This window comes from Streptomyces sp. NPDC059477, assembly GCF_042749375.1.
In the GTDB taxonomy this organism is placed as follows: Bacteria; Actinomycetota; Actinomycetes; order Streptomycetales; family Streptomycetaceae; genus Streptomyces.
The window spans coordinates 89,024-113,020 of record NZ_JBHYUG010000007.1 but is presented as its reverse complement, the minus strand read 5'-3'; the positions used below and the strand labels follow the sequence as shown (position 1 = coordinate 113,020).

General features: G+C 72.5%; 23 protein-coding genes, 1 other RNA gene and 4 pseudogenes. 16 read left to right on the top strand and 12 right to left on the bottom strand.

Going from position 1 to position 23,997, the window contains the following annotated elements; genetic code table 11:
- A pseudogene (locus ACFXAZ_RS05865) lies at positions 1–226 on the bottom strand (amino acid--tRNA ligase-related protein); the annotation flags it as partial.
- On the opposite strand from ACFXAZ_RS05865, the gene ACFXAZ_RS05860 reads away from it, so the two are divergent.
- The gene (locus tag ACFXAZ_RS05860; RefSeq protein WP_384585675.1) at positions 225–914 is read left to right on the top strand and encodes a hypothetical protein; all 690 of its coding nucleotides are present in this window, start codon (positions 225–227) and stop codon (positions 912–914) included. The pseudogene ACFXAZ_RS05865 and the gene ACFXAZ_RS05860 sit on opposite strands and share 2 nt — an antisense overlap.
- 320 nt (positions 915–1,234) lie before the next feature.
- On the opposite strand, the gene rnpB is transcribed toward ACFXAZ_RS05860, so the two are convergent.
- Positions 1,235–1,635: RNase P RNA component class A (gene rnpB / locus ACFXAZ_RS05855), an RNA gene on the bottom strand.
- Between the two features lie 132 nt (positions 1,636–1,767).
- On the opposite strand from rnpB, the gene ACFXAZ_RS05850 reads away from it, so the two are divergent.
- On the top strand, positions 1,768–2,529 hold the full coding sequence (locus tag ACFXAZ_RS05850) for a MerR family transcriptional regulator (protein WP_384585672.1): 762 nt from the start codon (positions 1,768–1,770) through the stop codon (positions 2,527–2,529).
- The gene (locus tag ACFXAZ_RS05845) at positions 2,522–3,169 is read left to right on the top strand and encodes a hypothetical protein (protein WP_384585669.1); all 648 of its coding nucleotides are present in this window, start codon (positions 2,522–2,524) and stop codon (positions 3,167–3,169) included. Before ACFXAZ_RS05850 ends, ACFXAZ_RS05845 begins: the two co-directional genes overlap by 8 nt.
- Here ACFXAZ_RS05845 and ACFXAZ_RS05840 read toward each other — a convergent pair.
- Complete coding sequence (locus ACFXAZ_RS05840; protein WP_384585666.1) at positions 3,120–3,365, bottom strand: hypothetical protein; 246 nt, start codon at positions 3,363–3,365, stop codon at positions 3,120–3,122. The two genes, ACFXAZ_RS05845 and ACFXAZ_RS05840, sit on opposite strands and share 50 nt — an antisense overlap.
- Here ACFXAZ_RS05840 and yaaA point away from each other — a divergent pair.
- Both yaaA and eda read left to right on the top strand, forming a co-directional pair.
- Positions 3,334–4,116: a peroxide stress protein YaaA gene (gene yaaA, locus ACFXAZ_RS05835; RefSeq protein WP_384585662.1), complete on the top strand. Its 783-nt coding sequence runs from the start codon at positions 3,334–3,336 to the stop codon at positions 4,114–4,116. The two genes, ACFXAZ_RS05840 and yaaA, sit on opposite strands and share 32 nt — an antisense overlap.
- Before the next feature lie 84 nt (positions 4,117–4,200).
- Entirely contained in the window at positions 4,201–4,839 is a 639-nt protein-coding gene (eda, locus tag ACFXAZ_RS05830) for a bifunctional 4-hydroxy-2-oxoglutarate aldolase/2-dehydro-3-deoxy-phosphogluconate aldolase (protein ID WP_384585660.1), read from the top strand.
- On the opposite strand, the gene ACFXAZ_RS05825 is transcribed toward eda, so the two are convergent.
- The 3 genes from ACFXAZ_RS05825 to ACFXAZ_RS05815 form a co-directional block, all read right to left on the bottom strand.
- Positions 4,814–6,094 (bottom strand): bifunctional RNase H/acid phosphatase, encoded by a 1,281-nt coding sequence (locus ACFXAZ_RS05825; protein WP_384585657.1) that lies wholly within the window; start codon positions 6,092–6,094, stop codon positions 4,814–4,816. The two genes, eda and ACFXAZ_RS05825, sit on opposite strands and share 26 nt — an antisense overlap.
- Before the next feature lie 15 nt (positions 6,095–6,109).
- A complete protein-coding gene (locus ACFXAZ_RS05820) occupies positions 6,110–6,829 on the bottom strand; it encodes a zinc ribbon domain-containing protein (protein ID WP_384585769.1) in 720 nt (239 codons plus the stop codon).
- A gap of 85 nt (positions 6,830–6,914) precedes the next feature.
- A complete protein-coding gene (locus ACFXAZ_RS05815) occupies positions 6,915–7,796 on the bottom strand; it encodes a Nif3-like dinuclear metal center hexameric protein (protein WP_384585654.1) in 882 nt (293 codons plus the stop codon).
- 523 nt (positions 7,797–8,319) lie between these two features.
- On the opposite strand from ACFXAZ_RS05815, the gene ACFXAZ_RS05810 reads away from it, so the two are divergent.
- Entirely contained in the window at positions 8,320–9,579 is a 1,260-nt protein-coding gene (locus tag ACFXAZ_RS05810; RefSeq protein ID WP_384585651.1) for a hypothetical protein, read from the top strand.
- Between the two features lie 97 nt (positions 9,580–9,676).
- Positions 9,677–9,832, top strand: a complete 156-nt coding sequence (locus tag ACFXAZ_RS05805; protein ID WP_384585648.1) for a hypothetical protein — start codon at positions 9,677–9,679, stop codon at positions 9,830–9,832.
- Positions 9,833–9,839: 7 nt separating this feature from the next.
- On the opposite strand, the pseudogene ACFXAZ_RS05800 reads toward ACFXAZ_RS05805, so the two are convergent.
- Both ACFXAZ_RS05800 and ACFXAZ_RS05795 read right to left on the bottom strand, forming a co-directional pair.
- Positions 9,840–10,135, bottom strand: a pseudogene (locus tag ACFXAZ_RS05800) (short chain dehydrogenase); the annotation flags it as partial.
- A gap of 72 nt (positions 10,136–10,207) precedes the next feature.
- Positions 10,208–11,068: a MaoC/PaaZ C-terminal domain-containing protein gene (locus tag ACFXAZ_RS05795; protein WP_384585645.1), complete on the bottom strand. Its 861-nt coding sequence runs from the start codon at positions 11,066–11,068 to the stop codon at positions 10,208–10,210.
- Between the two features lie 197 nt (positions 11,069–11,265).
- Between ACFXAZ_RS05795 and ACFXAZ_RS05790 the strand changes: the two are divergent.
- Positions 11,266–11,703: pseudogene (locus ACFXAZ_RS05790) on the top strand (response regulator); the annotation flags it as partial.
- Here the strand turns inward: ACFXAZ_RS05790 and ACFXAZ_RS05785 are convergent.
- On the bottom strand, positions 11,600–13,213 hold the full coding sequence (locus tag ACFXAZ_RS05785) for a DHA2 family efflux MFS transporter permease subunit (protein ID WP_384585643.1): 1,614 nt from the start codon (positions 13,211–13,213) through the stop codon (positions 11,600–11,602). The pseudogene ACFXAZ_RS05790 and the gene ACFXAZ_RS05785 overlap by 104 nt on opposite strands.
- A gap of 340 nt (positions 13,214–13,553) precedes the next feature.
- Here ACFXAZ_RS05785 and ACFXAZ_RS05780 point away from each other — a divergent pair, with 340 nt between their 5' ends.
- From ACFXAZ_RS05780 to ACFXAZ_RS05765, 4 genes are all read left to right on the top strand, one after another.
- Positions 13,554–15,290, top strand: coding sequence for an MFS transporter (locus ACFXAZ_RS05780; protein WP_384585640.1), 1,737 nt, complete (start codon positions 13,554–13,556; stop codon positions 15,288–15,290).
- Positions 15,291–15,393: 103 nt separating this feature from the next.
- Positions 15,394–16,062, top strand: a complete 669-nt coding sequence (locus ACFXAZ_RS05775) for a class I SAM-dependent methyltransferase (RefSeq protein WP_384585637.1) — start codon at positions 15,394–15,396, stop codon at positions 16,060–16,062.
- A gap of 190 nt (positions 16,063–16,252) precedes the next feature.
- Positions 16,253–17,197 carry an N-acetylmuramoyl-L-alanine amidase gene (locus ACFXAZ_RS05770; RefSeq protein ID WP_384585634.1) on the top strand — a complete coding sequence of 315 codons (945 nt, stop codon included), beginning with the start codon at positions 16,253–16,255 and terminating at the stop codon, positions 17,195–17,197.
- A gap of 196 nt (positions 17,198–17,393) precedes the next feature.
- Entirely contained in the window at positions 17,394–18,173 is a 780-nt protein-coding gene (locus ACFXAZ_RS05765) for a hypothetical protein (RefSeq protein ID WP_384585631.1), read from the top strand.
- Between the two features lie 271 nt (positions 18,174–18,444).
- Here the strand turns inward: ACFXAZ_RS05765 and ACFXAZ_RS05760 are convergent, their stop codons facing one another.
- Genes ACFXAZ_RS05760 through ACFXAZ_RS05750 form a run of 3 tightly spaced genes read right to left on the bottom strand, consistent with a single transcriptional unit; the run spans position 18,445 to position 21,721 of the window.
- Positions 18,445–19,515, bottom strand: a complete 1,071-nt coding sequence (locus ACFXAZ_RS05760) for a prenyltransferase (RefSeq protein WP_384585628.1) — start codon at positions 19,513–19,515, stop codon at positions 18,445–18,447.
- Positions 19,512–20,246 carry a class I SAM-dependent methyltransferase gene (locus ACFXAZ_RS05755; RefSeq protein ID WP_384585625.1) on the bottom strand — a complete coding sequence of 245 codons (735 nt, stop codon included), beginning with the start codon at positions 20,244–20,246 and terminating at the stop codon, positions 19,512–19,514. The genes ACFXAZ_RS05760 and ACFXAZ_RS05755 overlap by 4 nt, the downstream gene beginning before the upstream one ends.
- Entirely contained in the window at positions 20,240–21,721 is a 1,482-nt protein-coding gene (locus ACFXAZ_RS05750; protein ID WP_384585622.1) for a glycosyltransferase family 4 protein, read from the bottom strand. Before ACFXAZ_RS05750 ends, ACFXAZ_RS05755 begins: the two co-directional genes overlap by 7 nt.
- Positions 21,722–21,953: 232 nt before the next feature.
- Here ACFXAZ_RS05750 and ACFXAZ_RS05745 point away from each other — a divergent pair, with 232 nt between their 5' ends.
- The 4 genes and pseudogenes from ACFXAZ_RS05745 to ACFXAZ_RS05730 form a co-directional block, all read left to right on the top strand.
- Positions 21,954–22,598 (top strand): TetR family transcriptional regulator, encoded by a 645-nt coding sequence (locus ACFXAZ_RS05745; protein ID WP_384585619.1) that lies wholly within the window; start codon positions 21,954–21,956, stop codon positions 22,596–22,598.
- Positions 22,599–22,641: 43 nt separating this feature from the next.
- Positions 22,642–22,845, top strand: a complete 204-nt coding sequence (locus tag ACFXAZ_RS05740) for a hypothetical protein (RefSeq protein ID WP_384585616.1) — start codon at positions 22,642–22,644, stop codon at positions 22,843–22,845.
- Positions 22,846–22,850: 5 nt separating this feature from the next.
- A complete protein-coding gene (locus tag ACFXAZ_RS05735; RefSeq protein WP_384585613.1) occupies positions 22,851–23,219 on the top strand; it encodes a hypothetical protein in 369 nt (122 codons plus the stop codon).
- A 205-nt stretch (positions 23,220–23,424) separates the two neighbouring features.
- Positions 23,425–23,771: pseudogene (locus tag ACFXAZ_RS05730) on the top strand (MBL fold metallo-hydrolase); the annotation flags it as partial.
- Positions 23,772–23,997: the final 226 nt, after the last annotated feature.

Sequence of the window (23,997 nt, the reverse complement as noted above, 5' to 3'; positions counted from 1 at the left end):
CGGGGTCAACCGATTCGGCCCCCGGAACAGGAACGCCCTCTCGCGGCAGGAGTCAGCCCCAGAAGCAGCATCAGTACGCGGCCGAGGCCAAGACTGAGGCCGCCGTGAGGTGGGCAGCCGTAGCGGAAGCAGTGAGGTGGTCCCGTAGGGGCTCGGTGTTCATGGATCTCTCCGCGGCCTGGCTGAGGAGGACGTCAGGGCAGTGTTCGCGTTGGGCGCCGGAGGTGGCGGACGGCCACCTGCTCAGCCGCCGCTCCCCGGGGCCACCACCCGCGCAGCCGCCGCTGCCTCCGGGCCCGCAGTCAGGTGGGCCGAAGTGGGCGCGGAAGCGATACGTCATCCCGGCCGCGATCCTCACCCTGTTCATCGGTGTCGGCATCGGCAACGCGGCGGACAGCGAGCAGGAGAAGACGAGCGCCGCCGCGAAGCCGCAGCCGACGATCACGGTCACCGAGTCCGCAACTGGCGCGGAGCCGGCGAAGGACGATGCGAAGCCGATACCCACCGTGACCGTGACGACCACGAAGACGGTGCAGCCGAAGGCCGACGACAAGCCTGCCGATCCGCCGGCTGAGGAAGCGCCCACGGGCGAGGTCGTCTTCAAGGTGTGGGGGTCGGCACCGTCGGGCGTGGACATCAACTACGGCAGCGACAGTGACAGCCGCTCCGGCGACGGGCTCCCGATGACGGAGACCCTGAAGCTGGACGACGAAGCCTTGTACTACCACGTGTCGGCCCAACTCATGGGTGGCGGAGACATCAACTGCTCGGTGACGGTGAACGGCGAGACAAGGAACGGTCACGCGTACGCGTGCGGCGGCACTGGCTGCAACGAGGCGCCGTTCCCATGGGAAATGCCCTCGACCGACAGCGGCCCGAACATCGCCGACCTGAAGAAGGAACTGGATTACTGACATGACGAACCGCCCCGTTCTTCTGCCGAAGCAGGGGGACGGGGGTCGATGCGCTCGTTCGACGTGTCCTTCACCACGGTGAAATCGTCGCGGCGTTTCTGCCGACGCATCCCGCGAGCCGCTCGACGGCACAATGCCGCAGGCCACCGCGATGGCCGCACTGCAATCGCAGTCCGCACCGCAGCGACCACCCAGCCTCGCGGGACATCGGCCCGGAGCCACGGCACCAAGTGGGCGAGCGTCCAGGGCAGGACGATCAGCACGAGGCCGACGATCCCGGACCAGTCCGCGCCTCGCGGTGCTGGCCGCGGGTGAGGCGGCAGACGAGCCAGGCTGTACGCCGGGTTCTGTGCCCCAGTGCCTCGCGGCCTCTGGGGTGACGGCCATCCATCTAGGGCCGGCGTTGCCGCCGGTCTCGTGCGGTCTACCCGCGGACTTGGGCGGGCAGCCCTCGAACGTCCGCGCAGAAACACCGAGGTGTTTCCTTTTGACCTTGCTCCGGGTGGGGTTTACCTAGCTGCCCAGGTCACCCTGGGCACTGGTGGTCTCTTACACCACCGTTTCACCCTTACCGAGGACCGAGGTCCCCGGCGGTCTGTTTTCTGTGGCACTGTCCCGCGGGTCACCCCGGGTGGCCGTTAGCCACCACCCTGCCCTGTGGAGCCCGGACGTTCCTCGGGGAGGTCCGTGAGGATCTCCACGCGGCCGTCCGCCTGGCTCGTCTGCCGTGTGGACCATGGTACCGGGCCCGCCGCCGGGGAGTGGACCACGGCCGCCGGGCCCCGTGCCGGGCCGGTGATCCGGCGCGGGCGCGGCTTGACCTTGCCGCTGCGTCAACGTCTGTACTGGGGCCATGAGGATCGGAGAACTCGCCGCGGCCGTCGGGGTCACCACCCGGACCGTGCGGCACTATCACCATCTGGGCCTGCTGCCGGAGCCCGAGCGGCTCGCCAACGGGTACCGGAGCTACACCCTGCGGCACGCCGTCGTGCTGGCCCGGATCCGGCGGCTGACCGAGCTGGGGCTCGGGCTCGCCGAGGTGCGGGATGTGCTCGCGGACGACGCCGGGCGGGAGCTGGCCGAGGTGCTGGAGGAGCTGGACGCCGACCTCGCCCGGCAGGAGGAGTCGATCCGGGAGCGGCGGGGGCGGCTGCGGGCGCTGCTGGAGAACGGGGAGCTGACGTCCGAGGGGCCCGTCTCGCCGGAGCTGGCGGAGCTGTTCGCGGGGCTGGGCGACGTACCCGACTCCCCCATGGCCGCCCGGGACCGGGAGATCTTCGCGATGCTGGAGTCCACCGCCGGTCCGGAGGCCCGGGAGCGGATCCACTCCGCGCTGCGCGGCGCCTTCGGCCCGCCGGACGCGATCGCGCGCGTCACCCGCGCCTACGCCCTGCTCGACGCGCTCGTCGACGCCGAACCGGACGACCCGCGCGTCGAGGAGGCCGCCCGCGTGCTCACCGAGTGCCTGCCGCCCGGCCTGCTCCCCGAGGAGGGGGTGCCGGTCGAGACGGACCACGGTTTCCTGCGAGCCTTCTTCTCGGACTTCCCGCCCGCCCAGGCGGCGGCGATCCGGCTGGCGATGCGGTACGTCACGGAGGGGGAGGGGCGTGGATAGGCGAGTGGGGGTGGCGGGCGTGGTTTCGGTCGGCGGGCGGCTGGTCCGGCATGAGCTGCGGCTGCTCGGCTGTCTCGCGCTGTGGGTCGCGCGGCGGCGGCAGGGGGGCGGGCCGGGACGGACGCTGTTTCCGTCCGCGCGCGGGCTCGGGGCGGTGATGTTCGGGTTCGGGTTCGTGTGCGTGGTCGAGACGATCGTGATGTCCCTGCTGCTCAGCCGGTGGCCGACCGTGCATCTGGTGGTGCTGGTGGTGGACGTGTACACGGTGTTCTTCGTGGTCGGGCTGTACGCCGCCGCGGTCGTACGGCCGCATGTGCTGGAGCCCGGTGCGGTGCGCATCCGGTACGCCGGTCATGTCGATCTGCCGATTCCGCTGGAGCTGATCGCCGGGGTCCGCCGTGAGCTGCTGCTGACGCACGGCAAGGCCGAGGGCGTGCTGAATGTCGACGTGGCCGGGCAGACCTCCGTCACCGTCGAGCTGGCCGAGCCGGTCACCCACCTCACCTTCCTCGGCCGGGCGCTGCCGGTACGGACCGTGCGGGTGAACGCCGACGACCCGACGGCCTTCGTGCGTGCCCTGAACGACGCGGTCACGCGGGCGCGAAGCGGATCCGGGCCGGTGCCGGATCCGCCTGGGTGAGCCGCACCCGCAGCCGTTCCCCGAGCGGCACAGCATCGGACCAGGGCTCGGTGTGGACGCCGGGCGTGGGCTTGGCCGCAGGGTCCGCCGCCCGCCCCGTACGCTGGCGCGTGGCCGTGATGAGGGCTGGAAGTGGTCCTGGGCCCGATCCGAGGAGAGATGACGTGCTCGTCCTGCTGCCGCCGTCCGAGGGCAAGGCCGCCTCCGGGCGTGGTGCCCCGCTCAAGCCCGAGGCGCTGTCGCTGCCGGGGCTCGCGTCCGCCCGGGAGGCGGTGCTGACGGAGTTGGTCGAGCTGTGCGCGGCGGACGAGGACAAGGCGAGCGAGGTGCTCGGGCTGAGCGAGGGGCTGCGCGGCGAAATCGCCAAGAACACCCAGCTGCGCACCGCCGGTACCCGTCCGGCCGGGGAGATCTACACGGGGGTGCTGTACGACGCCCTGGACCTGGCCTCGCTGGAGACGGCCGCCAAGCGGCGCGCGGCGCGTTCGCTGCTGGTGTTCTCGGGGTTGTGGGGGGCGGTGCGGGTCACCGACCGGATTCCCTCCTACCGGTGCTCCATGGGCGTACGGCTGCCCGGCGTCGGCGCGCTGGCCGGGCACTGGCGGGCGCCGCTGGCCGAAGCGCTGCCGGAGGTGGCCGGGGACCGGCTGGTGCTGGATCTGCGGTCCGCCGCCTACGCGGTGGCGTGGAAGCCGACGGCCGGGACGGCCGGGCGGACCGCGACCGTACGGGTGCTGCACGCGCCGACGCGGAAAGTGGTCAGCCACTTCAACAAGGCGACGAAGGGGCGGATCGTGCGGAGTCTGCTGGCCTCGGGTTCGGCCCCCGGGAAGCCGGCGGAGCTGGTGGAGGCGTTGCGGGACCTCGGGTACGAGGTGGAGGCGCAGCCGCCCGCGCGGGCGGGGCAGGCGTGGGCGCTGGATGTGCTGGTGACGGAGGTTCACTGAAGTCCCGATTCCCGGGTGCCATGTGGTGTTGCAGGGTGCGCAACGGACATTGCGCGTGCTGCACTGTCCCGGCAGGATGAGGCCATGACCTCCTCCGTCCTTGATCTCGCCCCTGTCCTTCCCGTGGTGGTCGTCGACGACCTCTCCGCCGCCGTGCCGCTGGCTCGCGCGCTGGTCGCCGGCGGGCTGCCCGCGATCGAGGTGACCCTGCGGACGCCCGGTGCGCTGGACGCCGTACGGGCCATCGCGGCGGAGGTGCCGCGGGCGGTGGTCGGGGTCGGGACCGTCATCAATCCGGCGCAGGCCGAGGACGCGGTGGCGGCCGGGGCGCGTTTTCTCGTGAGCCCGGGGTGGACGGACGTGCTGCTGGAGTCGATGCGCGGGTCCGGGGTGCCGTTCCTGCCGGGGGTGTCCACCACGTCCGAGGTGGTCGCGCTGCTGGAGCGCGGGGTGACGGAGATGAAGTTCTTCCCGGCGGAGGCGGCGGGCGGGACGGCGTATCTGAAGTCGTTGTACGGGCCGCTGCCCCAGGCCCGGTTCTGTCCGACCGGGGGGATCGCGGCGGCCACCGCGCCCGGCTATCTGGCGCTGCCCAATGTGGCGTGCGTGGGCGGCAGCTGGATGCTGCCGAAGGACGCGGTGGCGGCGGGCGACTGGGACCAGGTCACCTCGCTGGCGCGCGAGGCCGCCGGGCTGCTCAGCGCAGGTGGGACGTCTCGTTGAACAGGCGGACGCTGGCGTTTCCGTCGGCGTAGTGGGCCACCACCGACAGGGACGCGGCCGACAGCTCCATCCGGAACATCGACTCCGGTGGGGCGCCGAGGGCGAAGCGGACCAGGGTCTTGATCGGGGTCACGTGCGTGACCAGCAGGACCGTACGGCCCGCGTACGCCGCGAGGAGTTTCTCCTGGGCCGCGGCGACCCGGATCGCCGTCGCCGCGAAGCTCTCGCCGCCACCGGTGGGCTGGGCCTCCGGCGAGGCCAGCCAGGCGGTGAGGTCGGCGGGGTGGCGCTGCCGGGCCTCGGCGAAGGTGAGGCCCTCCCAGGCGCCGAAGTCGGTCTCGCGCAGCCCGTCCTCGATCGTCACGTCCAGTCCCAGGCGGGCGGCGACGGCCGCGGCGGTCTCGCGGGTACGGGTGAGGGGGGAGGCGATGATCGCCTCGACCGTGCCCTGCCGGGCCAGGGCGGTGGCCGCGCGCTCGGCCTGGTCCCTGCCGGTCGCCGAGAGGGAGGGGTCCGAGCCGCCGCTGCCCGAGAAGCGCTTCTGGGGGGTGAGGGGGGTTTCGCCGTGGCGGAGCAGGATGAAGGTGACGGGTGGGGTCATCAGGTCGGGGGTGTCGGGGGTGCCTGTGCCCCAGCCGGGGGTGGTCGTGGTCGCCGGGTTCGCGATGTTGGTCGCGGCGCGGGTGTCTGCCGCGAATTTCTCCGTCGTGGTGGAAGTGGCGGTCGGTGGGGGCTGGTCGCGCAGTTCCCCGCGCCCCTTGCGGGGCGCTGTCTCGGCGCCCGATGAGTCGTTCGCCCCACGCGGCGTCGGCCGTGCCGCACTCGCCGCCCCGTTCGGTGTCCGGGGTGCCGTGCCCATGTCCATCGCCTCGTTCGCCAAGCGGTCCGCGTGTTTGTTCTGGGCTCGGGGGATCCACTCGTAGCTCACGCGGTTCGGGGGGAAGATCCGGGACGCCTCCAGGGCCAGGAGCTTCATGTCGGGGTGCTTGAGCTGCCAGCGGCCGGACATCTGCTCCACGACCAGCTTGGAGTCCATACGGACATGGACGTGTGCCTCGGGGTCGAGGGCGTGGGCGGCGCGGAGACCGGCCACCAGCCCGCGGTACTCGGCGACGTTGTTCGTCACCACGCCCAGGAACTCGCGCTCCTCCGCCAGCGTCTCCCCCGTCGCCGCGTCGCTCACCACGGCCCCGTAGCCCGCGGGCCCGGGGTTGCCCCGTGACCCGCCGTCAGCCTCGACGATGAACTCCCGCATCCCGGACCGCCCGTCCTAGAGGCCCGACTGGGCCGTGCGCACCAGAATGCGCTGGCAGTTCTCGCAGCGCACCACCGTGTCCGGCGCCGCCACCCGGATCGCGTTGATGTCGGTGATCGCCAGCTCCTGGCGGCAGCCCTGGCAGGTGCGCTGGTAGAGCTTGGCGGCGCCGATGCCGCCCTGCTGCTGGCGCAGCTTGTCGTACAGCTTGAGGAGATCCGCGGGGATCGTCGCGGCGATGACCTCGCGCTCCTTCGTCACCGACGCCGCCTCACCGTCCAGCGCCTGGACGGCGGTGTCCCGGCGGGCCGTCGCGTCGTCGACCTTCCCCTGTACGGCGCCCACCCGCTCGGTCAGCTCGGTGACCCGCTCCTGGGCGGACTCCCGGCGCTCCATGACTTCCAGCACGACGTCCTCCAGGTCGCCCTGGCGCTTGGCGAGGGAGACGATCTCGCGCTGGAGGTTCTCCAGGTCCTTCGGCGAGGTGACCGCGCCGGAGTCCAGCCGCTGCTGGTCCCGGGCGGCGCGCTGGCGCACCTGGTCGACGTCCTGCTCGGCCTTGGTCTGCTCGCGGGCGCAGTCGCTCTCCTCGGTCTGCGCGGCCACGAGCAGGTCGCGCAGCTGGGTGTGGTCCTTGGTCAGCGACTCGATCTCGGCGTGCTCGGGGAGCGACTTCCGCTTGTGGGCGAGCTGCTGGAGACGGACGTCGAGGTCCTGGACGTCGAGGAGTCGGATCTGGTCGGCGGGCGCGGCGTTCAGTTGGGGGCTCCAGGTGAAGGGGAGTGAGGCGGTGTGATCAGGGGATCAGGGGATCAGGGGATCAGGTGTGTCGGGGAGTGGGTGGGGACGCGGGCGGTGGGGTGGCCGCGACGTGGGCGGTCCAGGGGTCGGTGACCGTCCGCGAGACGTGGACGCGCAGATCCCATCCGTGCCGGTCGGAGAGCTGGTCGAGCTGGGCCGCGGCCAGCTCGCACCAGGGCCACTCGGTGGCCCAGTGCGCCGCGTCGAGCAGCGCGAGCGGGGCGCCGGAGCCGTCCGCGAGGGCCGCCAGGAACTCCGACGCCGGGTGGTGGCGCAGGTCCGCCGTGAGGAAGGCGTCGACGCCGGCCGCGCGCACCTGGTCGAAGAGGCTGTCGCCGGAGCCGCCGCTGACGGCGACCGTGCGGATCAGCGCGTCGGGGTCGCCGGCCACCCGGATGCCCTGGGTGGTGGCGGGGAGCCGCTCGGCGGCCCGCGCCGCGAACGCGCGCAGCGGCAGCGGGTGGTCCAGCGCGCAGATCCGGCCCAGGCCCCGGCGGCCCCCCGGGTCGGCCGGGTCCGGCACCAGCGGCCCCACGACCCGCAGGTCCAGGGCGCCCGCGAGGGCGTCGGAGACCCCGGGGTCGGCGGTGTCGGCGTTGGTGTGGGCCACGTGCAGCGCGATGTCGTGCTTGATCAGGGTGTGGACGACCCGGCCCTTGAAATGGCTCGCCGCGACCGTCGTCGTCCCACGCAGATACAGCGGGTGGTGGGTGACCAGCAGGTCGGCGTCCAGCCTCACCGCCTCGTCCACGATGTCCTGGACCGGGTCCACGGCGAACAGGACCCGGGAGACCTCCTGGTCGGGGTCGCCCACGACGGTGCCGACCGCGTCCCAGGACTCGGCCCGTTCGGCGGGCCACAGATGGTCCAGGGCGGCGATGACTTCTGACAGACGGGGCACGGGGGAAAGGCTACCTGGCGCTCCGCCACGCCGGACCGGTGCTGTGGGGGCCGCTTCGACCAGCCCCTTGGACCTGGGTCTAGACGTCGACCTAGACGTCGACCTAGACGTCGGTTTAGACGTCGGCCTAGGCGTCGGTTTAGACGTCGACCTAGGCGTCGGCTTGGGCGTCGACCTAAGCGTTGGCTTGGACGTCGACCTAGGCGTCGGCTTGGGCGTCGACCTAAGCGTTGGCTTGGACGTCGACCTAGGCGTCGGCTTGGGCGTCGACTCAGGCATCCGTTCCGGAGGCCCGCCCACGCGTCGACCCAGCTGTCCGCTCCCGCGTCCGCTCAGGCGATGCACGGACACGCCGAACAGCCCGACCACGTCCCCATACACCCTCCCGCCCCTCACCCAGCACACGAGTCACCGTTTCCTCAGGTGAAGCGCCGCCGGGCCACCCGTACGTGTGAAGCGGTCGCCCGGTGGTCCCCCGCCTGTGCGTACGAAAACTAGCTTCGTCGCCGGAGGTGACCGAACGATGACGGCCTGTTCGATCGAGCCCGCCGCGGCGGACCAGGACGACCCCGCGCCACGGCCGGGCTGTGTGATCACGGTGGACGGGGCGTACGCCGCCCGCCTCACCACCGCGGGCGACTCCTGGTTCCCGGAGCGCTGGACGCTGGACGGGCCCGAGCCGTACGCGGTGCCGCTGCCCGGCAACCAGCCCGAGGAGCCCGGCACCGAGGTGCAGCCGATGGGCGACGGCCGGGTGCTGATCTGCCGCCTCGCCGACGGACGGCACTTCTTCTCGCTGCTGTACCCGACCGGGCCCGGTACCGGCGAACTCCCGCTCGGCGCGGTCGAGTGCCCGCCCGGGACCCGGATGCGGCTGCTGCCCCCGGCGCCGGGCGGCGCCCACGCGTACGCCCTCGCCGTCGGGCCCGAGTCCAGCACGGTGTGGCTGGTGGCGGGCGGGGCGTTCGGCCCCGAGCACGCCGCCCGGGTCCCGGGGCGCTGCTCGGGCGGGGTGTGGCTGGACCGGGCCGGGCGGATGCTGGCGCTGGACCGGGCCGACGCCGAGACCGGGCTCACCAAGACGGTCGTAGTGGACCTGGGGCGGGCCGGTGAGGTGTCGCCGCTGCTCCAGATCGCGGCGGACAGCGAGGACCGGCTGCTGCTCGCCGACCCGGACAGCGGGCTGCTGCTGATCCGCTCCGACGCGCCCTCGCCCGGCGCGGAACGGCTGGGCTGGGGGGTCCTCGGTTCCACGCTGCCGGTGCGGTTCCCGGAGTGCCTGCGGGTGGCGGAGTGCACGGTGACGCCGTTCGCGATCCAGCCGGGGCAGGTGCTGACGCCGGAGAGCTGCGGGGTGGCGCTGCGGATCGACGGGCCGGCCGGCGCGTGGGTGGGCGTCTGGCGGCCCGCCCACCGGCGGCTCCGCCATCTCCCGGCCCCGGAGGGCTGGCTCACCGGAGCCGGCCTGTGGACCAGGGAGGGCGCCCTGCACCTGCCGTACGCGACGGCGGAGCTGCCGTGCGGCGTGGAGCGGTGGGAGGGCGCGGGGGCGGAGGGGGAGGAGGACTGGGGGGAGACCGAGGGAGAGGGGGGAGAGGGGGGACCCTCGGGGAACCTGGTGGACCTGGTGGACCTGGTGGACCTGGTGGACCTGACGAACCTGGGGACCCCGGGGACCCCGGGCGACACAGCCGCCCCAGGAAACACAGGAACCCCGCTCCCCGCCCCCCTCCGCCCGATCCCCCTGCAACAAGCGCCGCTGGGAAACCCGGTAACGAACTGACTGCGGTTGGTGGGGTCGCCTGGATCCGGCCCCTGGGGCGCCGGTTAAACTCCCTGGGCGTTTTGAACGATCATATTTGACGGGGTGAATTCTTCCGATGAACGACGCCAGCACCACCGAGCCGCTGTACGCCGACGCCGAGGGGTCCGCCGGTCACGGCCGGCACCGCGGTGAGACCTCGCCGCAGGATGGCGAGTCGGCCCCCAGCGGCCGGCACCGCAAGCCGGAGCAGCAGACCGGCACCGCGGCCTGACGGTACCTCACACCGCTGGGGCTGCGGCGCGGCGCTGTCGCCATCCGCGCCGCAGCCCCAGTATTTCCACGGCCGCGAAAGTCTCCTCCGCCGGATGCCCCGCGCAACGCGGAGTGAGCAGCGCGTCCAACTCCTCTCGTACGTATACGTCTCCCGTTCGCTGTCGAACTTCGCCGCCACCCGGGGCCGCTCCACGACCGCGACCGTGCCGCGCACCACCAGCAGTCGACCGTTGATCCGGGCGGCGGCCGGGAACGCCAGACAGCCGACGAGCGGGGCGACATGCTCGGGCGCCAGCGGGTCCGGGCGCGGGCGCACCCTATGCAACCTTCGCGCCGGCGACACGGGTCCCCTCATGGGCATGAGCGGTGGGATTCAGCCGAGCCGGACGACCGTGTCGGCGAGGACGGGCGCGTCGTCGCGTTCGGCCGCGCTCACCGCGACCCGCACGGTGTCCGTGTCCGGCCGCCACATCCGGACGCGGAGTGTCTCGCCGGGATACACGACCCCCGCGAACCGGGTGGCGTACGAGCGCACGCGCGCGGGGTCGCCGTCGAGCAGGGTGTCCACGACGGCCTTGAGCGTGCTGCCGTACGTGCACAGCCCGTGCAGGATGGGCCGCTCGAAACCGGCGGCCCGCGCGAAGTCGGGGTCGGCGTGCAGCGGGTTCAGGTCGCCGGAGAGGCGGTAGAGCAGCGCCTGGTCCTCGCGTGTCGGCCGTTCGACGGTCCGCTCGGGCTCCCCGGTGGGCGGTGCCGGCCGGGTGGCGGGCCCCCGGTCGCCGCCCCAGCCGCCTTCGCCGCGTACGAAGATCTGGGCGTCGCTGGTCCACAACGGCCCGTCGGCGTCGGCGGCCTCGGTGCGCAGGACCAGCACGGCGGCCCGGCCCTTGTCCCAGACGGCGGCGAGCCGACTGGTCGTGACAGCCGTGCCCCGGACCGGGATCGGGCGGTGCATCCGCAGGCTCTGGCCGCCGTGCAGCACCCTCGACAGCTCGACCTCGATCCCGGGCACGGAGAGTCCGCTGATCACACCGGGGACACCGGCGCCCGCGACGGTGGCGAAGCTCGGCAGCACACGCAGCCGGGACTCCAGCGTGTAGCGCAGTTCGGCGGGGTCGGTGGCGGGGACGCCCGCGCCGATGCCGAGGTGGTAGAGGAGGACGTCCTTGGGGGTCCAGGCGATCTCCTCGGTCCGGGGCTCGGCGGCGAGCGCCTTGGCTGCGTCGATGGGCATGTGGCTCCTGTGGCGGTCCTGTGGCGGTGGGGAACCCGCCCTCCGCCAGAACGAGAACGCGTTCCAGTACAGCGACCCGACCCTCTGTATGGCCCAGCGGCCTGGCGTTGTGAAGACTACTGACTGTATGTCAGATGTCGCGGCCGGATCCGGCGGATACGCGGTGCCTGCGGCCCTACGCTGGGCCTGTGAACGAGATGCCCCGCGACCATCGGCCCGTCAAGTCCATCCGGGTGCTGCTCGCCGAGGACCAGGGAATGCCGCGCGGGGGGCTGGCCCTGCTGCTCGGTATGGAGCGGGACATCGAGGTGGTGGCGCAGATCGGGGCGGGCGACCAGATCGTGGACGCGGCGCTGCTGCACCGCCCCGACATCGCCCTCCTGGACATCGAACTGCCCGGCATGAACGGCCTGGACGCCGCCGCCGAACTGCGGGACCAGGCGCCGGACTGCCGGGTGCTGATCCTGACCGCCGTCGGCCGCCCCGCCTATCTGCGCCGGGCCATGGCGGCGGGCGCCGCCGGTTTCCTGGTCAAGGACGGCCCCGTGGAGGAGTTGGCGGCGGCGATCCGCCGGGCGCTGACCGGGGAGACGGTGATCGATCCGGCACTCGCGGCGGCGGCACGTCAGGAGGGGTGGGGGTAGGGCGGCGGGCGTTCGCAGTCCCCGGCAGCCACAACGCCATCACCATCGCCCCCACCACCAGCACCCCCGCACTCACCCGGAACACCAGCGCGTACCCCTCCGTCAGGGCCGCCGCCTCCCCCGCCATGGAAGCGGCCGTGGAAGTTGCCGTGGAAGTTGCCGTGGAATCGGCCCCGGAAGCGGCCCCGGCGTCGGCCGTGCGGGTCGCGGCGAGGGTGGACATCACGGCGAGGCCCAGGGAGCCGCCCATCGTGCGGGAGGTGTTGACCAGGCCGGAGACCAGGCCCGCCTCGCCGGGCGCGGTGCCCGAGGTGGCGAGGGAGGCGAGCGGCGTGCTGGCGAGGCCCGCGCCGAGCATCATCAGGAGGCCGGGCAGCAGGATGGCCCCGACATAGCCGCCGTCCGCCGTCATCGTCGACTGCCAGGCGAACCCGGCCGCCGCGAGCAGCACACCGAGCACCGCGACCCAGCGGGCGCCCAGCGTCCGCATCACGCGCGGGGCGGCCTTGGAGCCGATGACCACCGCGAGGGAGCTGGGCGCCTGGGCGAGACCGGCCTCCAGCGGGCTGTAGCCGAGGACGTTCTGGGCGTACAGCGTCATGAAGAACCACATGCAGAACGTGGCCGACCCGGCGATCAGCATCCCGGCGTTCGCCGAGGAGACCGACCGGACCCGGAAGAGGCCGAGCGGCATCAGCGGGGCCCGCGCCCGCGCCTCGACCGCGACGAACGCGCCGATCAGCGCGATCCCGGCGAGCAGCGGGACCAGCGCCTCGCCCGACGTCCAGCCCGCCGCCTCCGTCCGTACGATCCCGTACGCCACCGTCGCGAGCCCCGCCGTCACCAGCACCGCGCCCGGCAGATCGAGGCGGCGCCCGTCACCGGCCCGGCTCTCCGGCAGCCCGCGCAGGGCGACGGCCAGCACCACCGCGCCCACGGGCACGTTGATCAGCAGCACCCAGCGCCAGGAGATGCCCTCGACCAGCAGTCCGCCGACCAGACCGCCCGCCGCACCACCCCCGGCGCCCACGGCCGTCCAGGTCGCGACCGCCCGCGCACGCGCCGCACCCTCCGGCACAGCGGCGGTGAGCAGCGTCAGAGTCGAGGGCGCCAGCACCGCCGCGCCCAGTCCCTGCGCCGCACGCGCCGCCAGCAGCTGCCAGCCCTCCTGGGCGAGCCCGCCGGCGAGCGAGGCGAGCGTGAACACCGCGAGCCCGACCAGGAACATCCGCTTGCGCCCGTACAGATCGGCGGCCCGCCCGCCCAGCAGCATGAATCCGGCGAAGGCGATGGCGTAGGCGTTCACCACCCACTGGAGTCCGGGGCCGCTCAGCCCCAGGTCGGTGCGCATCGACGGCAGCGCCACATTGACCACGGACACATCGAGGACGACCAGGAACTGCCCCGCGCAGGCCAGCGCGACCACCAGCCAGGTGGGCCCTTTGCCGCGGCGGAGGGGGGATATCGGGGAGGCGTCGGCGGCATCAGGCATGGACGTCATGGTCTCAACCGTCCCGCGCCCCTTGCATCGGCATTACGTACGACCTCCGTTCCGCCGTGCGACCTACGCCCGCCCCTTCCCCGACCCCAAGAGAGGGTAAGGATTCATTAGTGCGCCGAAGCAACGGAATAGTTGCCCGGGCGCACTGGGTTCGAGATACACATAGATCGCTGCACATGCATGGATCCACCCGATCGCGATCACCTCGATCGCGACCCTCTCGATCACGGCCCTCTCGATCACGACCACCCTCATCGTTGATCGAGGTGATCGCATCGTGATCGAAGCGATCGAGGTGATCGATCAGATCGCCGTACTCGCGGCCTGGAGGCCCCCCTCAATGACTCGCACGACGAACGACCGGCCCACCACCCCAAGGCCCGGCGGGACGGTGGTCCCGGTGCTCGCCTTCGCGGGCATCGTTGTCGCGGTGATGCAGACCCTGCTCGTACCGGTCATCAAGGATCTGCCGCACCTGCTGGACACCTCTCCCGCCAACGCGACCTGGGTCCTGACCTCGACCCTGCTGTCCGGTGCCGTCTCGACGCCGATCACCGGGCGGCTCGGCGATCTGTACGGCAAGCGCAAGCTGCTGATCATCAGCCTGGGCGTGATGGTCGTCGGCGCGCTGATCAGCGCGTTCAGCAGCAGCCTGGTGCCGATGGTCGTCGGCCGTACGCTCCAGGGCTTCGCCATGGGCGCGATACCCCTGGGCATCGGCCTGATGCGGGACATGCTGCCGCGCGAGCGGCTCGGCTCCGCGATGGCGCTGATGAGTTCCTCGATCGGCGTCGGCGGTGGCCTCGCCCTGCCCGCCGCGGCCCTGGTCGCGCAGAACAGCGACTGGCACGCCCTGTTCTACGGCGCCGCCGGGCTCGGCGCGATCACCATCGTCCTCACCCTGCTCTTCGTCCCGGAGTCCACGGTCCGGGCCAAGGGCACCTTCGATCTGCCGGGCGCGCTCGGGCTGTCCACCGGGCTGGTCCTGTTCCTGCTGCCGATCACCAAGGGCAGCGACTGGGGCTGGACCTCGCCCCTCACCCTCGGCCTGTTCACCGCCGCCGTCATCACCCTGCTGCTGTGGGGCGTGATGGAACTGCGCCTCGCGGCACCCCTGGTGGATCTGCGGACCACGGCCCGGCCCGCGGTGCTGTTCACCAACCTCGCCTCGATCATGGTCGGCGTCTCCTTCTTCGTCGTCTCGCTGGTGCTGCCGCAACTCCTCCAGCTGCCCACCAGCACCGGGTACGGCCTCGGCCAGTCGATGGTCATGGCCGGTCTGCTGGTCGCCCCGCTGGGCCTGACGATGATGCTGACCGCACCCATATACGCCCGCCTGTCGGCGAAGTACGGCCCCCGGACCACCCTGATCATCGGCCTGATGATCATCGGCATCGGCTACGGCGCCGGGCTCGGCCTGATGAGCGCCGCCTGGCAGGCGCTGGTCATCTCCGTGCTGCTCGGCGCCGGTATCGGACTGGCCTACTCCTCACTGCCCGCGCTGATCGTCGGCGCCGTCCCGGCCGAGGAGACCGGCGCGGCGACCGGCCTGAACACCCTGATGCGCTCCGTCGGTACGTCGGTGTCGAGCGCCGTCATCGGCATGGTGCTGGCCAACACCTCCACCGTCTTCGGCGGCGTGGCCGTCCCGACCATGCACGGCTTCCGGCTCTCCTTCCTGATCGCCGCGGTCGCGGTCGCCGGCGGTCTGGTCCTCGCCCTGTTCCTGCCGAAGCCCAACCGGGCGTCGCAACTGCGGGCCAGCAGCGAGGAGGAAGCCAACCTGGAGCGCGCGGACGCGGTGCTGCGCGGCTTCCAGGGCCGGGTCCTGGACGCGGGCGGGGTGCCGGTGCCGCGCGCCCGGGTCACCCTGCTCGACCGCCAGGGCCGCCGCGCGGGCGCCACCCTCTCCGCCGACGACGGCAGCTACGCGCTGCCCGTCCCGTCCGGCGGCCCCTATGTACTGGCCGCCCAGGCCCACGGCCACGCCCCGCTGGCCTCCTCGGCCACCCACACCGGCGCGCAGCAGGCGATCGACGTGGACCTGTCCCTGCCGGGCGAGCCGGTGACCGCGTAGGCGCCGGGCCTCCGTACGCCGCCGCCCCCCTGCCTACGGGTCCGGCGCGGGGCGTGGTGCACCATGGGGCCGATCCGAGTGCCGTACGACGGAGGAGACCCCCATGGCCGAGGAGACCCCCACGACCGCGGTGCCGAGGCCCGGGATCCTGGCCGCGTTCGAGGCGGCGAAGGGGTTCATGCCGGTGGACGAGGGGCTCGCGCTGTACGCGGCGGCCCTGACGGCGGGCGGCCTGGGGCTGCCGCTGCTGGAGGTGGGCACCTACTGCGGGCGCTCCACGATCCTGCTCGCCGACGCGGCCCGCGCGAGCGGGGTCATGGCGGTGACCGTCGACCATCACCGTGGCAGCGAGGAGCAGCAGCCGGGCTGGGACTACCACGACCCAAAGACCGTGGACCCGGAGACCGGCCTGATGGACACCCTGCCGGTGTTCCGTCGCACGCTGCACCTGGCGGGGCTTGAGGACCATGTGATCGCGGTCGTCGGCCGGTCCCCGCGGATCGCCGGGCTCTGGGGCACCCCGCTCGGCCTGGTCTTCATCGACGGCGGCCACACCGACGAACACGCGAGCGCCGACTACGAGGGGTGGGCGCCGCGGGTCGCCGAGGGCGGGCTGCTCGCCATCCACGATGTGTTCCCGGACCCGGTGGACGAGTTCACCGGACAGGCGCCGCACCGGATCCACCGGCGGGCACTGGAGTCCGGGGCGTTCACGGAGGTCTCGGCGCGGGGGTCGCTGCGGGTGCTGCGGCGCACGGGGGCGGGTATCTGAGTCCAGGCGGGACGCGGCGCGTATCTGAGTCCAGGCGGGACGCGGCGGGTATCTGAGCCCATGGCCGGACACCCGAGCGCGGAGGTCGGGCAGGCCGCCGAGACCCTTGGTCGCGTCACCACCCCGCATCGCCCGTTCGCTCGTGTGGTGATTCCCGTCCCGGGCGTTGACGGAAGCTAGGGTGGCGTGCGTGTCGTACACAGGCCCGGATTTCGAACCGTCCCGCAACGGCCGCCCGCGTCGCGGCGTGCTGACCGTCGCCGCCGCAGCGCTCGTACCGGGCGCGCTGATCGGCTGGCTGGTGTACGAGACGGTGGGCGGGGGCGGGGCGGACGGCTCCACCAGCGCCGCCCGGACGACCACGTCGGCGGGCGACCCGGCCGCGTCCCCGGCGGACGACGACAAGAAGCCCGCCAAGGTGTCTCCGACACCCACCCCCACGCCGAGCACCTCCCTCTCCGGGTCGCTCCAGGGCAAGGTGGTCGTCATCGACCCGGGGCACAACCCCGGCAACTTCCAGCACACGGCCGAGATCAATCGCAAGGTGGACATCGGGTCGGCGATGAAGGAGTGCGACACCACCGGCACGTCCACCAATGACGGCTATCTGGAGGCCCGGTTCAGCCTGGACGTGGCGCACCGGCTGCGCGATCTGCTCCAGGGGCAGGGCGCGACGGTGAAGCTGACGCAGGACGGCGACCGGCCGTTCGGGCCCTGTATCGACGAGCGCGCCCGGATCGGCAACGAGGCGAAGGCCGACGCGGTGGTGTCGATCCACGCGGACGGGTCCGCGGCCGGGAACCGCGGCTTCCATGTGATCCTGCCCGGCAGTGTCCAGGCGGGCGCCGCCGACACCCGCCCGATCCTCGCCTCCTCGCGCGACCTGGGCGAACGCATCGCGGGCAACTTCCTCCGGGAGACCGGCACTCCGCCGTCCAACTACATCGGCGCCGGCACCGGCCTGGACACCCGCACCGACCTGGGCGGTCTCAATCTCTCAACGGTTCCGAAGGTGTTCGTCGAGTGCGGCAACATGCGCGACAGCGTGGACGCCGCACAGCTCACCAGCGGTGACTGGCGCCAGCGCGCGGCGAAGGGAATCTCTGAGGGAATCGTGAGTTTCCTGCGCGGGTAGTGATCTACGCCCCGTTCGGGGCGGACACCCCGATCGCCGGGGGGTAGGGTCCCTACGATACGAGGGCCACCCCCGCGCTCGCACCGGACCCGTACGTCGGCATGCAGGCCGACCGGTACGTCGGCATGTACGTCGGCAAGGTGACAGCGACGCCTCCAGCAGTGCCGATGACGAGACGACTGACGAAGGACCTGAAGTGAATATCCGCTCCCTCACTAGAGGTGACGGCGTGGTGATCGGAGCAGCGGTGTTGCTCTTCATCGCGTCGCTTCTCGACGTAACCGGATGCGACGTTCCGGACGCCCCGCCCTCCGTGTGCGACTCGCTGCAGATGAACGCCTGGGGTCTGAGCCTGGGCCTCGGTCTCGGCACGTACATGCTCGGTGTGGTCGGCGCCGTGCTGATCGTGCTGTCCCACCTCACCCCGCAGCCGCGCAAGATCGCCGGTCTGGACCTGGGCCAGTTCGGCACCGCGCTGGCCGTCGCCGCCGCCTGGTCGCTGCTGTGGTGGACGCTGGACGCGGAGAACGCCGGCGTCGGCCTGATCCTCGGCCTGATCGCCGCGCTGCTGCTCGCGGGCGGTGCGATCGCCGCGCCGCTGGTCCCCGCCCTCAAGGCCGGTCTGGTCCCGGCGCCGCGTCCGGTGGCCCCGCAGCCCTACGGCGGTCAGCCCCAGGGTGGTTACGGCTACCCCGGCGCCCAGCAGCAGCCGCCCTTCGCCGGTCAGCCGCAGTCGCCGTCGTTCGGCGGGCAGCCGCCGGCCGCGCCGCCGTCCGCCGAGTTCTCCCCGTTCTGGTTCGCGGTGCCGGTGGCCCGTCCGCTGTTCGCGGAGGACGGCTCGCCCGCCCCGATCGCCGAACTGGCGCCGGGCACCTGGTACCTGGCCGTCGAGCAGCGCGGCCCGGCCCTGATCGCCCAGACCCAGGACGGCCGCCGTGGCGTCCTCCAGGACACCAGCGGCATCCAGCGCGGCTGATTCCCCGCCCCCGCACCACCCCGGCCCCGCGCCCTTCCGGGCGGGGGGCCGTTGCCGTACGGTCACCCGGCATCCTGTTCCGGTTCGTCCACGACGCCGGCAACGGGGGTGGCTGTTGCCGGGCGGGCAACTTGGGCGCCGCGAAGGGCCGTGGTCAACGGGGGTGGCTGGTGTGACGCCGGTCCACCCCGTCCGACCAGGGGCGCGGGGAACTGCGCGACCAGCCACGGACAACCCGCACCCGCCCATCCCCCCCCATCCCCTCACCCCCTCACGCGCAACAGTCGGCATCCAGCCCCCTGGGCAACAGCTCCCCCCCGAACACCGCACACGTCGCCTCATGCCCGCCCAGCGCCGCCACAGCCAGCAGCAGCGCCCCCGCGGTCCACGTGGTCAGCTCGCGAGGCCAGATCGCGTCGTCCTCGAAGACATAACCCGTCCAGTACAGCCCGGACTCCGGCTCCCGCAGATGCCGGATGGCCTTGAGCACCTCAAGCGCCCGGTCCGACTCCCCCGTCACCCACAGCGTGAGCGCCAGCTCGGCCGACTCCCCGCCGGTCACCCACGGATTGGGCACCACACACCGCACCCCGAGCCCCGGCACCACGAACCGCTCCCAGCCCTCCTCCAACCGCGCCTTGGCCTCGGCACCCCCGAGCGCGCCCCCCAGCACCGGGTAGTACCAGTCCATGGAGTACCGGTCCTTGTCCAGGAACCGCTCCGGATGCCGCCGTATGGCATGCCGGAGCATCCCGGCGGCCAGCTCCCACCCCGGCTGCGGCTCCTCCCGCTGCTCGGCGATGGCCAGCCCGCACCGCAGCGCCTGGTGGATCGACGAGCACCCGGTCAGCAGCGCGTCCACCGTCGCCGTACCGTCGTCCTCGCGCCGCCAGCCGATCTCACCGCCGGGCCGCTGAAGCCGTAGCACCCACTCGACGGCGGCGTGCACGACCGGCCACAGGCGGTCGAGGAACGGGTCGTCACCGGTGGCGAGATAGTGGTGCCAGACCCCGACGGCTATGTAGGCGACGAAGTTGGACTCACGGCCCCGGTCGGTGACGGTGTGCGGGTCGCCGTCGGCGTAGGCGGCGTACCAGGAGCCGTCGTCGTTCTGGTGGGCGGCGAGCCAGTCGTAGGCGCGCTCGGCGGCGGTGTGCTCACCGGCCGCGTCGAGGGCCATCGCGGCCTCGACATGGTCCCAGGGGTCGAGATGATGGCCGCGGAACCAGGGGATCGCCCCGTCCGCGCGCTGCACGGCGAGGAGTCCGGCGACGGTCGCGGCGGCCTGCCCGGCGGTGAGTACCCCGGGCAGGACGAGGTGCTCGGTGCGGGAAGTGGTCACCGGGCGTCCGTCCGGGGCAGTCGCGGCTTGGTCGCGTACGCCACGAAGCTCTTGCCGATGAGCGGGTTCAGCGCCTGCTCGGCGACCCGGGTGGCCAGCGGCTTCTTCATGATGTCCCAGACCAGCAGCTTGTGGTACGCGCGCACCGGCAGGACCTTGTCGTTGTCGACGCCGAACGCGCACTTCAGCCACCAGTACGGGCTGTGCAGGGCGTGGGCGTGGTGGCTGCCGTAGGGCCGCAGGCCCGCCTCGCGGATCCTGGCCATCAGCTCGTCCGCCTTGTAGATGCGGATGTGGCCGCCCTCGACCTCGTGGTAGGCGTCGGACAGGGTCCAGCAGACCTTCTCGGGGCCGTAGCGCGGGACGGTCACGGCGATCCGGCCGCCGGGCCTGAGCACCCGGACCATCTCGGCGAGTACGCCCTTGTCATCGGGGATGTGCTCCATCACCTCGGAGACGATGACGACGTCGAAGGACTCGTCGGGGAAGGGCAGCGCGAGGGCGTCGCCCTCCAGGGCCGTCGCGGTGGCGCCCGCCGGGGCCTCGCCCTCCGCCGCCATCGCCGCGAACCACTGGGCGACCTCGCGGATCTCCTCGGCGCTGCGGTCCAGCGCCACGACCCGCGCGCCCCGCCGGTAGCACTCGAACGCGTGCCGCCCGGCCCCGCAGCCGAGGTCCAGTACGCGGTCGCCCGGGGCGATCGGGAACCGGGAGAAATCGACGGTCAGCACGTGGCCCTGCTTTCACGGTTGGGGTTGGCGGGGTTGGCCGAGGGGGGCGCGGCGGCGGTCCGCGCGGTGGCCGCCCGGTGGGCGATGGCCTCGCGGTAGCGGGCGGCTGTGCCCTGGGCGGCGCGGGCCCAGGTGAAGCGGGCGAGGACCCGTTCGCGGCCGGCCGCGCCGAGGCGGGTGCGCAGGTCCGGGTCGGCGAGGAGCCGGACCAGGCCGGCGGCGAGGGCGCCCGCGTCGCCCGGGGGGACGGCGAGGCAGGTTACGCCGTCGGGTCCGGCGACCTCCGGGATCGCGCCGCCGGTGGTGGCGAGCAGCGGCGTCCCGGTGGCCATGGCCTCGGCGGCCGGGAGGGAGAAGCCCTCGTAGAGCGAGGGCACGCAGGCGATCTGGGCCGAGCGCAGCAGGGCGACGAGTTCGGTGTCGGAGATGCCCTTGACGAACTCGACGGCGCCCGCGAGCCCGTAGCGGGCGATGGCCTGGGCGACCGGCCCCTCGTCGGGCCGCTTGCCGACGACGACGAGGTGGGCGCCGGGGTGTTCGGTGCGGACCTTGGCGAGCGCCTCGACGAGGAAGACCAGGCCCTTGAGGGGGACGTCGGCGCTGGAGGTGGTGACGATCCGGCCTGGCGTCCGGGCCACGGACGGGTCGGGCGAGAACAGGCCGGTGTCGGCGCCGATGGGCACGACATGGACGCGGTCCGCGCGGACACCGAGGTGGTCGGTGATCTCGGTGCGGGAGGTGCCGGAGACGGTGAGCACGGACGGCAGCCGGCGGGCGACCCGTTTCTGCATCCGGGTGAAGGCGTACCAGCGGCGGACGGAGTAGCGGCGCTGCCAGGACTCGGCGGCGGCCAGCTCCAGTTGGCGGTCGACGGTGATGGGGTGGTGGATCGTGGTGACGAGGGGGGCGCCGAGGTCGCCGAGGAGTCCGTAGCCGAGGGTCTGGTTGTCGTGGACGACGTCGAACGCGCCGCGCCGGGCGCGCAGCAGGCGGCCGGCGCGCAGGGAGAAGGTGAGCGGTTCGGGGAAGCCGCCGGTCCACATGGTGGCGACTTCGAGGGCGTCGATCCAGTCCCGGTACTCGCCGCGGGCGGGGGTGCGGAAGGGGTCGGGCTGGCGGTAGAGGTCGAGGCTCGGCAGCTCGGTGAGGCGGAGGCGGAAGCGGTCGCCCGAGTTCCCGCCCAAGCTCCTGCCGGAGTTCCCGCGGGAGTTCCCGCCCGAGCCCTCGCCCGAGCCCTCGCCGGAGTTGTCGCCGGAGTTGTCGCCGGGTGCGTCGAGCACCGGGTAGGGCTGGGCGCCGATGACCTCGACGTGGTGGCCGAGGCGGGCGAGTTCGCGGGAGAGGTGGCGGACGTAGACGCCCTGGCCGCCGCAGAACGGGTTTCCTTTATAGGTGAGGAGTGCGATGCGCAGCGGTCGTTCGCCGTCAGTCGCGGGACCGTCAGCGGCCCCTGCCCGACTGGCCTCAGCGGTCACTCTGGGCCCCCTTCTGCCTGGGTGATGATGAGACTGGGTGGTCGGGACGGTAATCTAGAACAGGTTTCAGACTTGATCGTTCGAGAGGCTCCGAATCTACCGGCAGGTAGGGCCGGGGTGAGACCTGGATCAGGTGATTCGCGCCACGGCGGGCGAGATCGCTCCGGCCCTGCCATGCTGTCTGATCGCCCCCCTTCTCACGGACTGTCACGGAACTCACGGAACGGTGTCCATGCCTGCGGAAGCCAAGGTGACCAAGGTGACCAAGGTGGCAGCCAGGAGCGCGCGAAGCGACGCACCGGCGCTCACCGAGCGGCAGGAGGCGCGTCGCCGCCGCATCCTGCACGCGAGCGCGCAGTTGGCCGGCCGGGGCGGTTTCGACGCGGTGCAGATGCGCGAGGTCGCGGAGGTCTCGCAGGTGGCGCTGGGCACGCTGTACCGGTACTTCCCGTCCAAGGTGCATCTGCTGGTCGCCACCATGCAGGCGCAGCTGGAGCACATGCACGGCACCCTGCGCAAGAAGCCGCCGTCGGGGGACACGGCCGCGGAGCGGGTCGCGGAGACCCTGATGCGCGCCTTCCGCGCCCTCCAGCGCGAGCCGCACCTCGCCGACGCGATGGTCCGCGCCCTCACCTTCGCCGACCGCAGTGTCTCCCCGGAGGTCGACCAGGTCTCCCGCCAGACCACCGCGATCATCCTCGACGCCATGGGCCTGGAACACCCCACCCCCGAACAGCTCTCCGCGGTCCGCGTCATCGAACACACCTGGCACTCGGCCCTGATCACCTGGCTGTCGGGCCGCGCGTCGATCGCCCAGGTGAAGATCGACATCGAGACGGTGTGCCGGCTGATCGACCTGACGTCAACCGACGATTGACGGATACCATAACCATCGATTGCACCGCCGATATCATGACGCCATGCCGATGATCACAGTGGAATTCACCGAGGAAGAACTCGCCCTGGCCAAGGCGCACGCCGCCGCGCTGGGCAAGTCGATGCGGTCCCACGCACACGACATAATCCTCGCGGACGCACAGAGGACGGCGTTCCTGAGAGACGCGGATCAGGCGGTCGCCTTCGCGCTGGACGTCTTCAAAGACTTGCCGGAGGGTCAGCGTTGAGTGCGGTGGTCCGTGTCGACGCCGGGTGGATCCTGGAAGTCCAGACGCGCGTCTCTCCCGTCAGCATCGCCATCACGGACTGGGGCGCCCTCAGCGCCATGGCGACCCGGCACCTCCACGAACAGCCACACGGGCAGCTCTACTACGAGGAACCAGCGGCCCGCGCTGCCACGCTGTTCCACACCGCCCTGCTGCTTCGCCCGTTCGCCGACTTCAATGCCACCATCGGCTGGGCATGCACCACGCTGTACATGACGGCGTCCGATCAGCCGGTCTCCCCGGAGACGAAGGACGTTCACCTCCTGGCCGGTGCCATCCGCGCCCAGGAGGCCGACCTCCGTGAAGTGGCCCGCCTCATCAGCTCCTGGCGCTGACCCGGCGCACATCTGACGGCCCATCAGCCACACACCCGCGAAGACCGACCCCAGCGAGGCCCGAAGGAGTCCGCGCCGGGCACCCGACCGTGGACGTGACCGGGGTCACCCGCCCCACATCGCGTAGCCCACAAGGCAGCTGACTCAGGCTCCCATGGAAACCCGTTCTAGTTACAGTGGCCGGAACGCGGCGATGGGGGGAGACATGGCGCAGACGCACGATCACGGGGGCGGCGTCCGCTTCCTCCGGGTCCCCATCCCGGACGACCCCCTCGGTCACACCCTCGTCCACGTCGTGGACACCGACCGCGCCCGGTGCTGATCGACACCGGCTGGGACGACCCCACCTCCTGGGACACCCTCGCCGAGGGCCTGACGGCCTGCGGCACCTCCCTCACCGAGGTGTACGGCGTGGTCGTCACCCATCACCATCCCGACCACCACGGTCCGTCCGCCAAGGTCCGTGAGGCGTCCGGCGCCTGGATCGCGCTGCACGAGGCCGACACGGCGGTGGTCCGCCGTACCCGCGCGGCCCGGCCCGAGCAATGGTTCGCGTAACCCCACCAACACGGCCCGGGTGGCCGCGGCGGGCACAGCCCGGTGAGCCCCACGGGCACTACTCGATGGCCTTCGCGGGCACGGCCCGGTCAACCTCACAAGCCCGCCCCGATGACCCTCACGCGCCACGCCCCTGCGAACCTCACAGGCACCGCCCGGCGAACCTCGCGGCCACAGCCCGGTCAACCCCACGGGCACCGCCCGGTGACCCTCGCGCGGC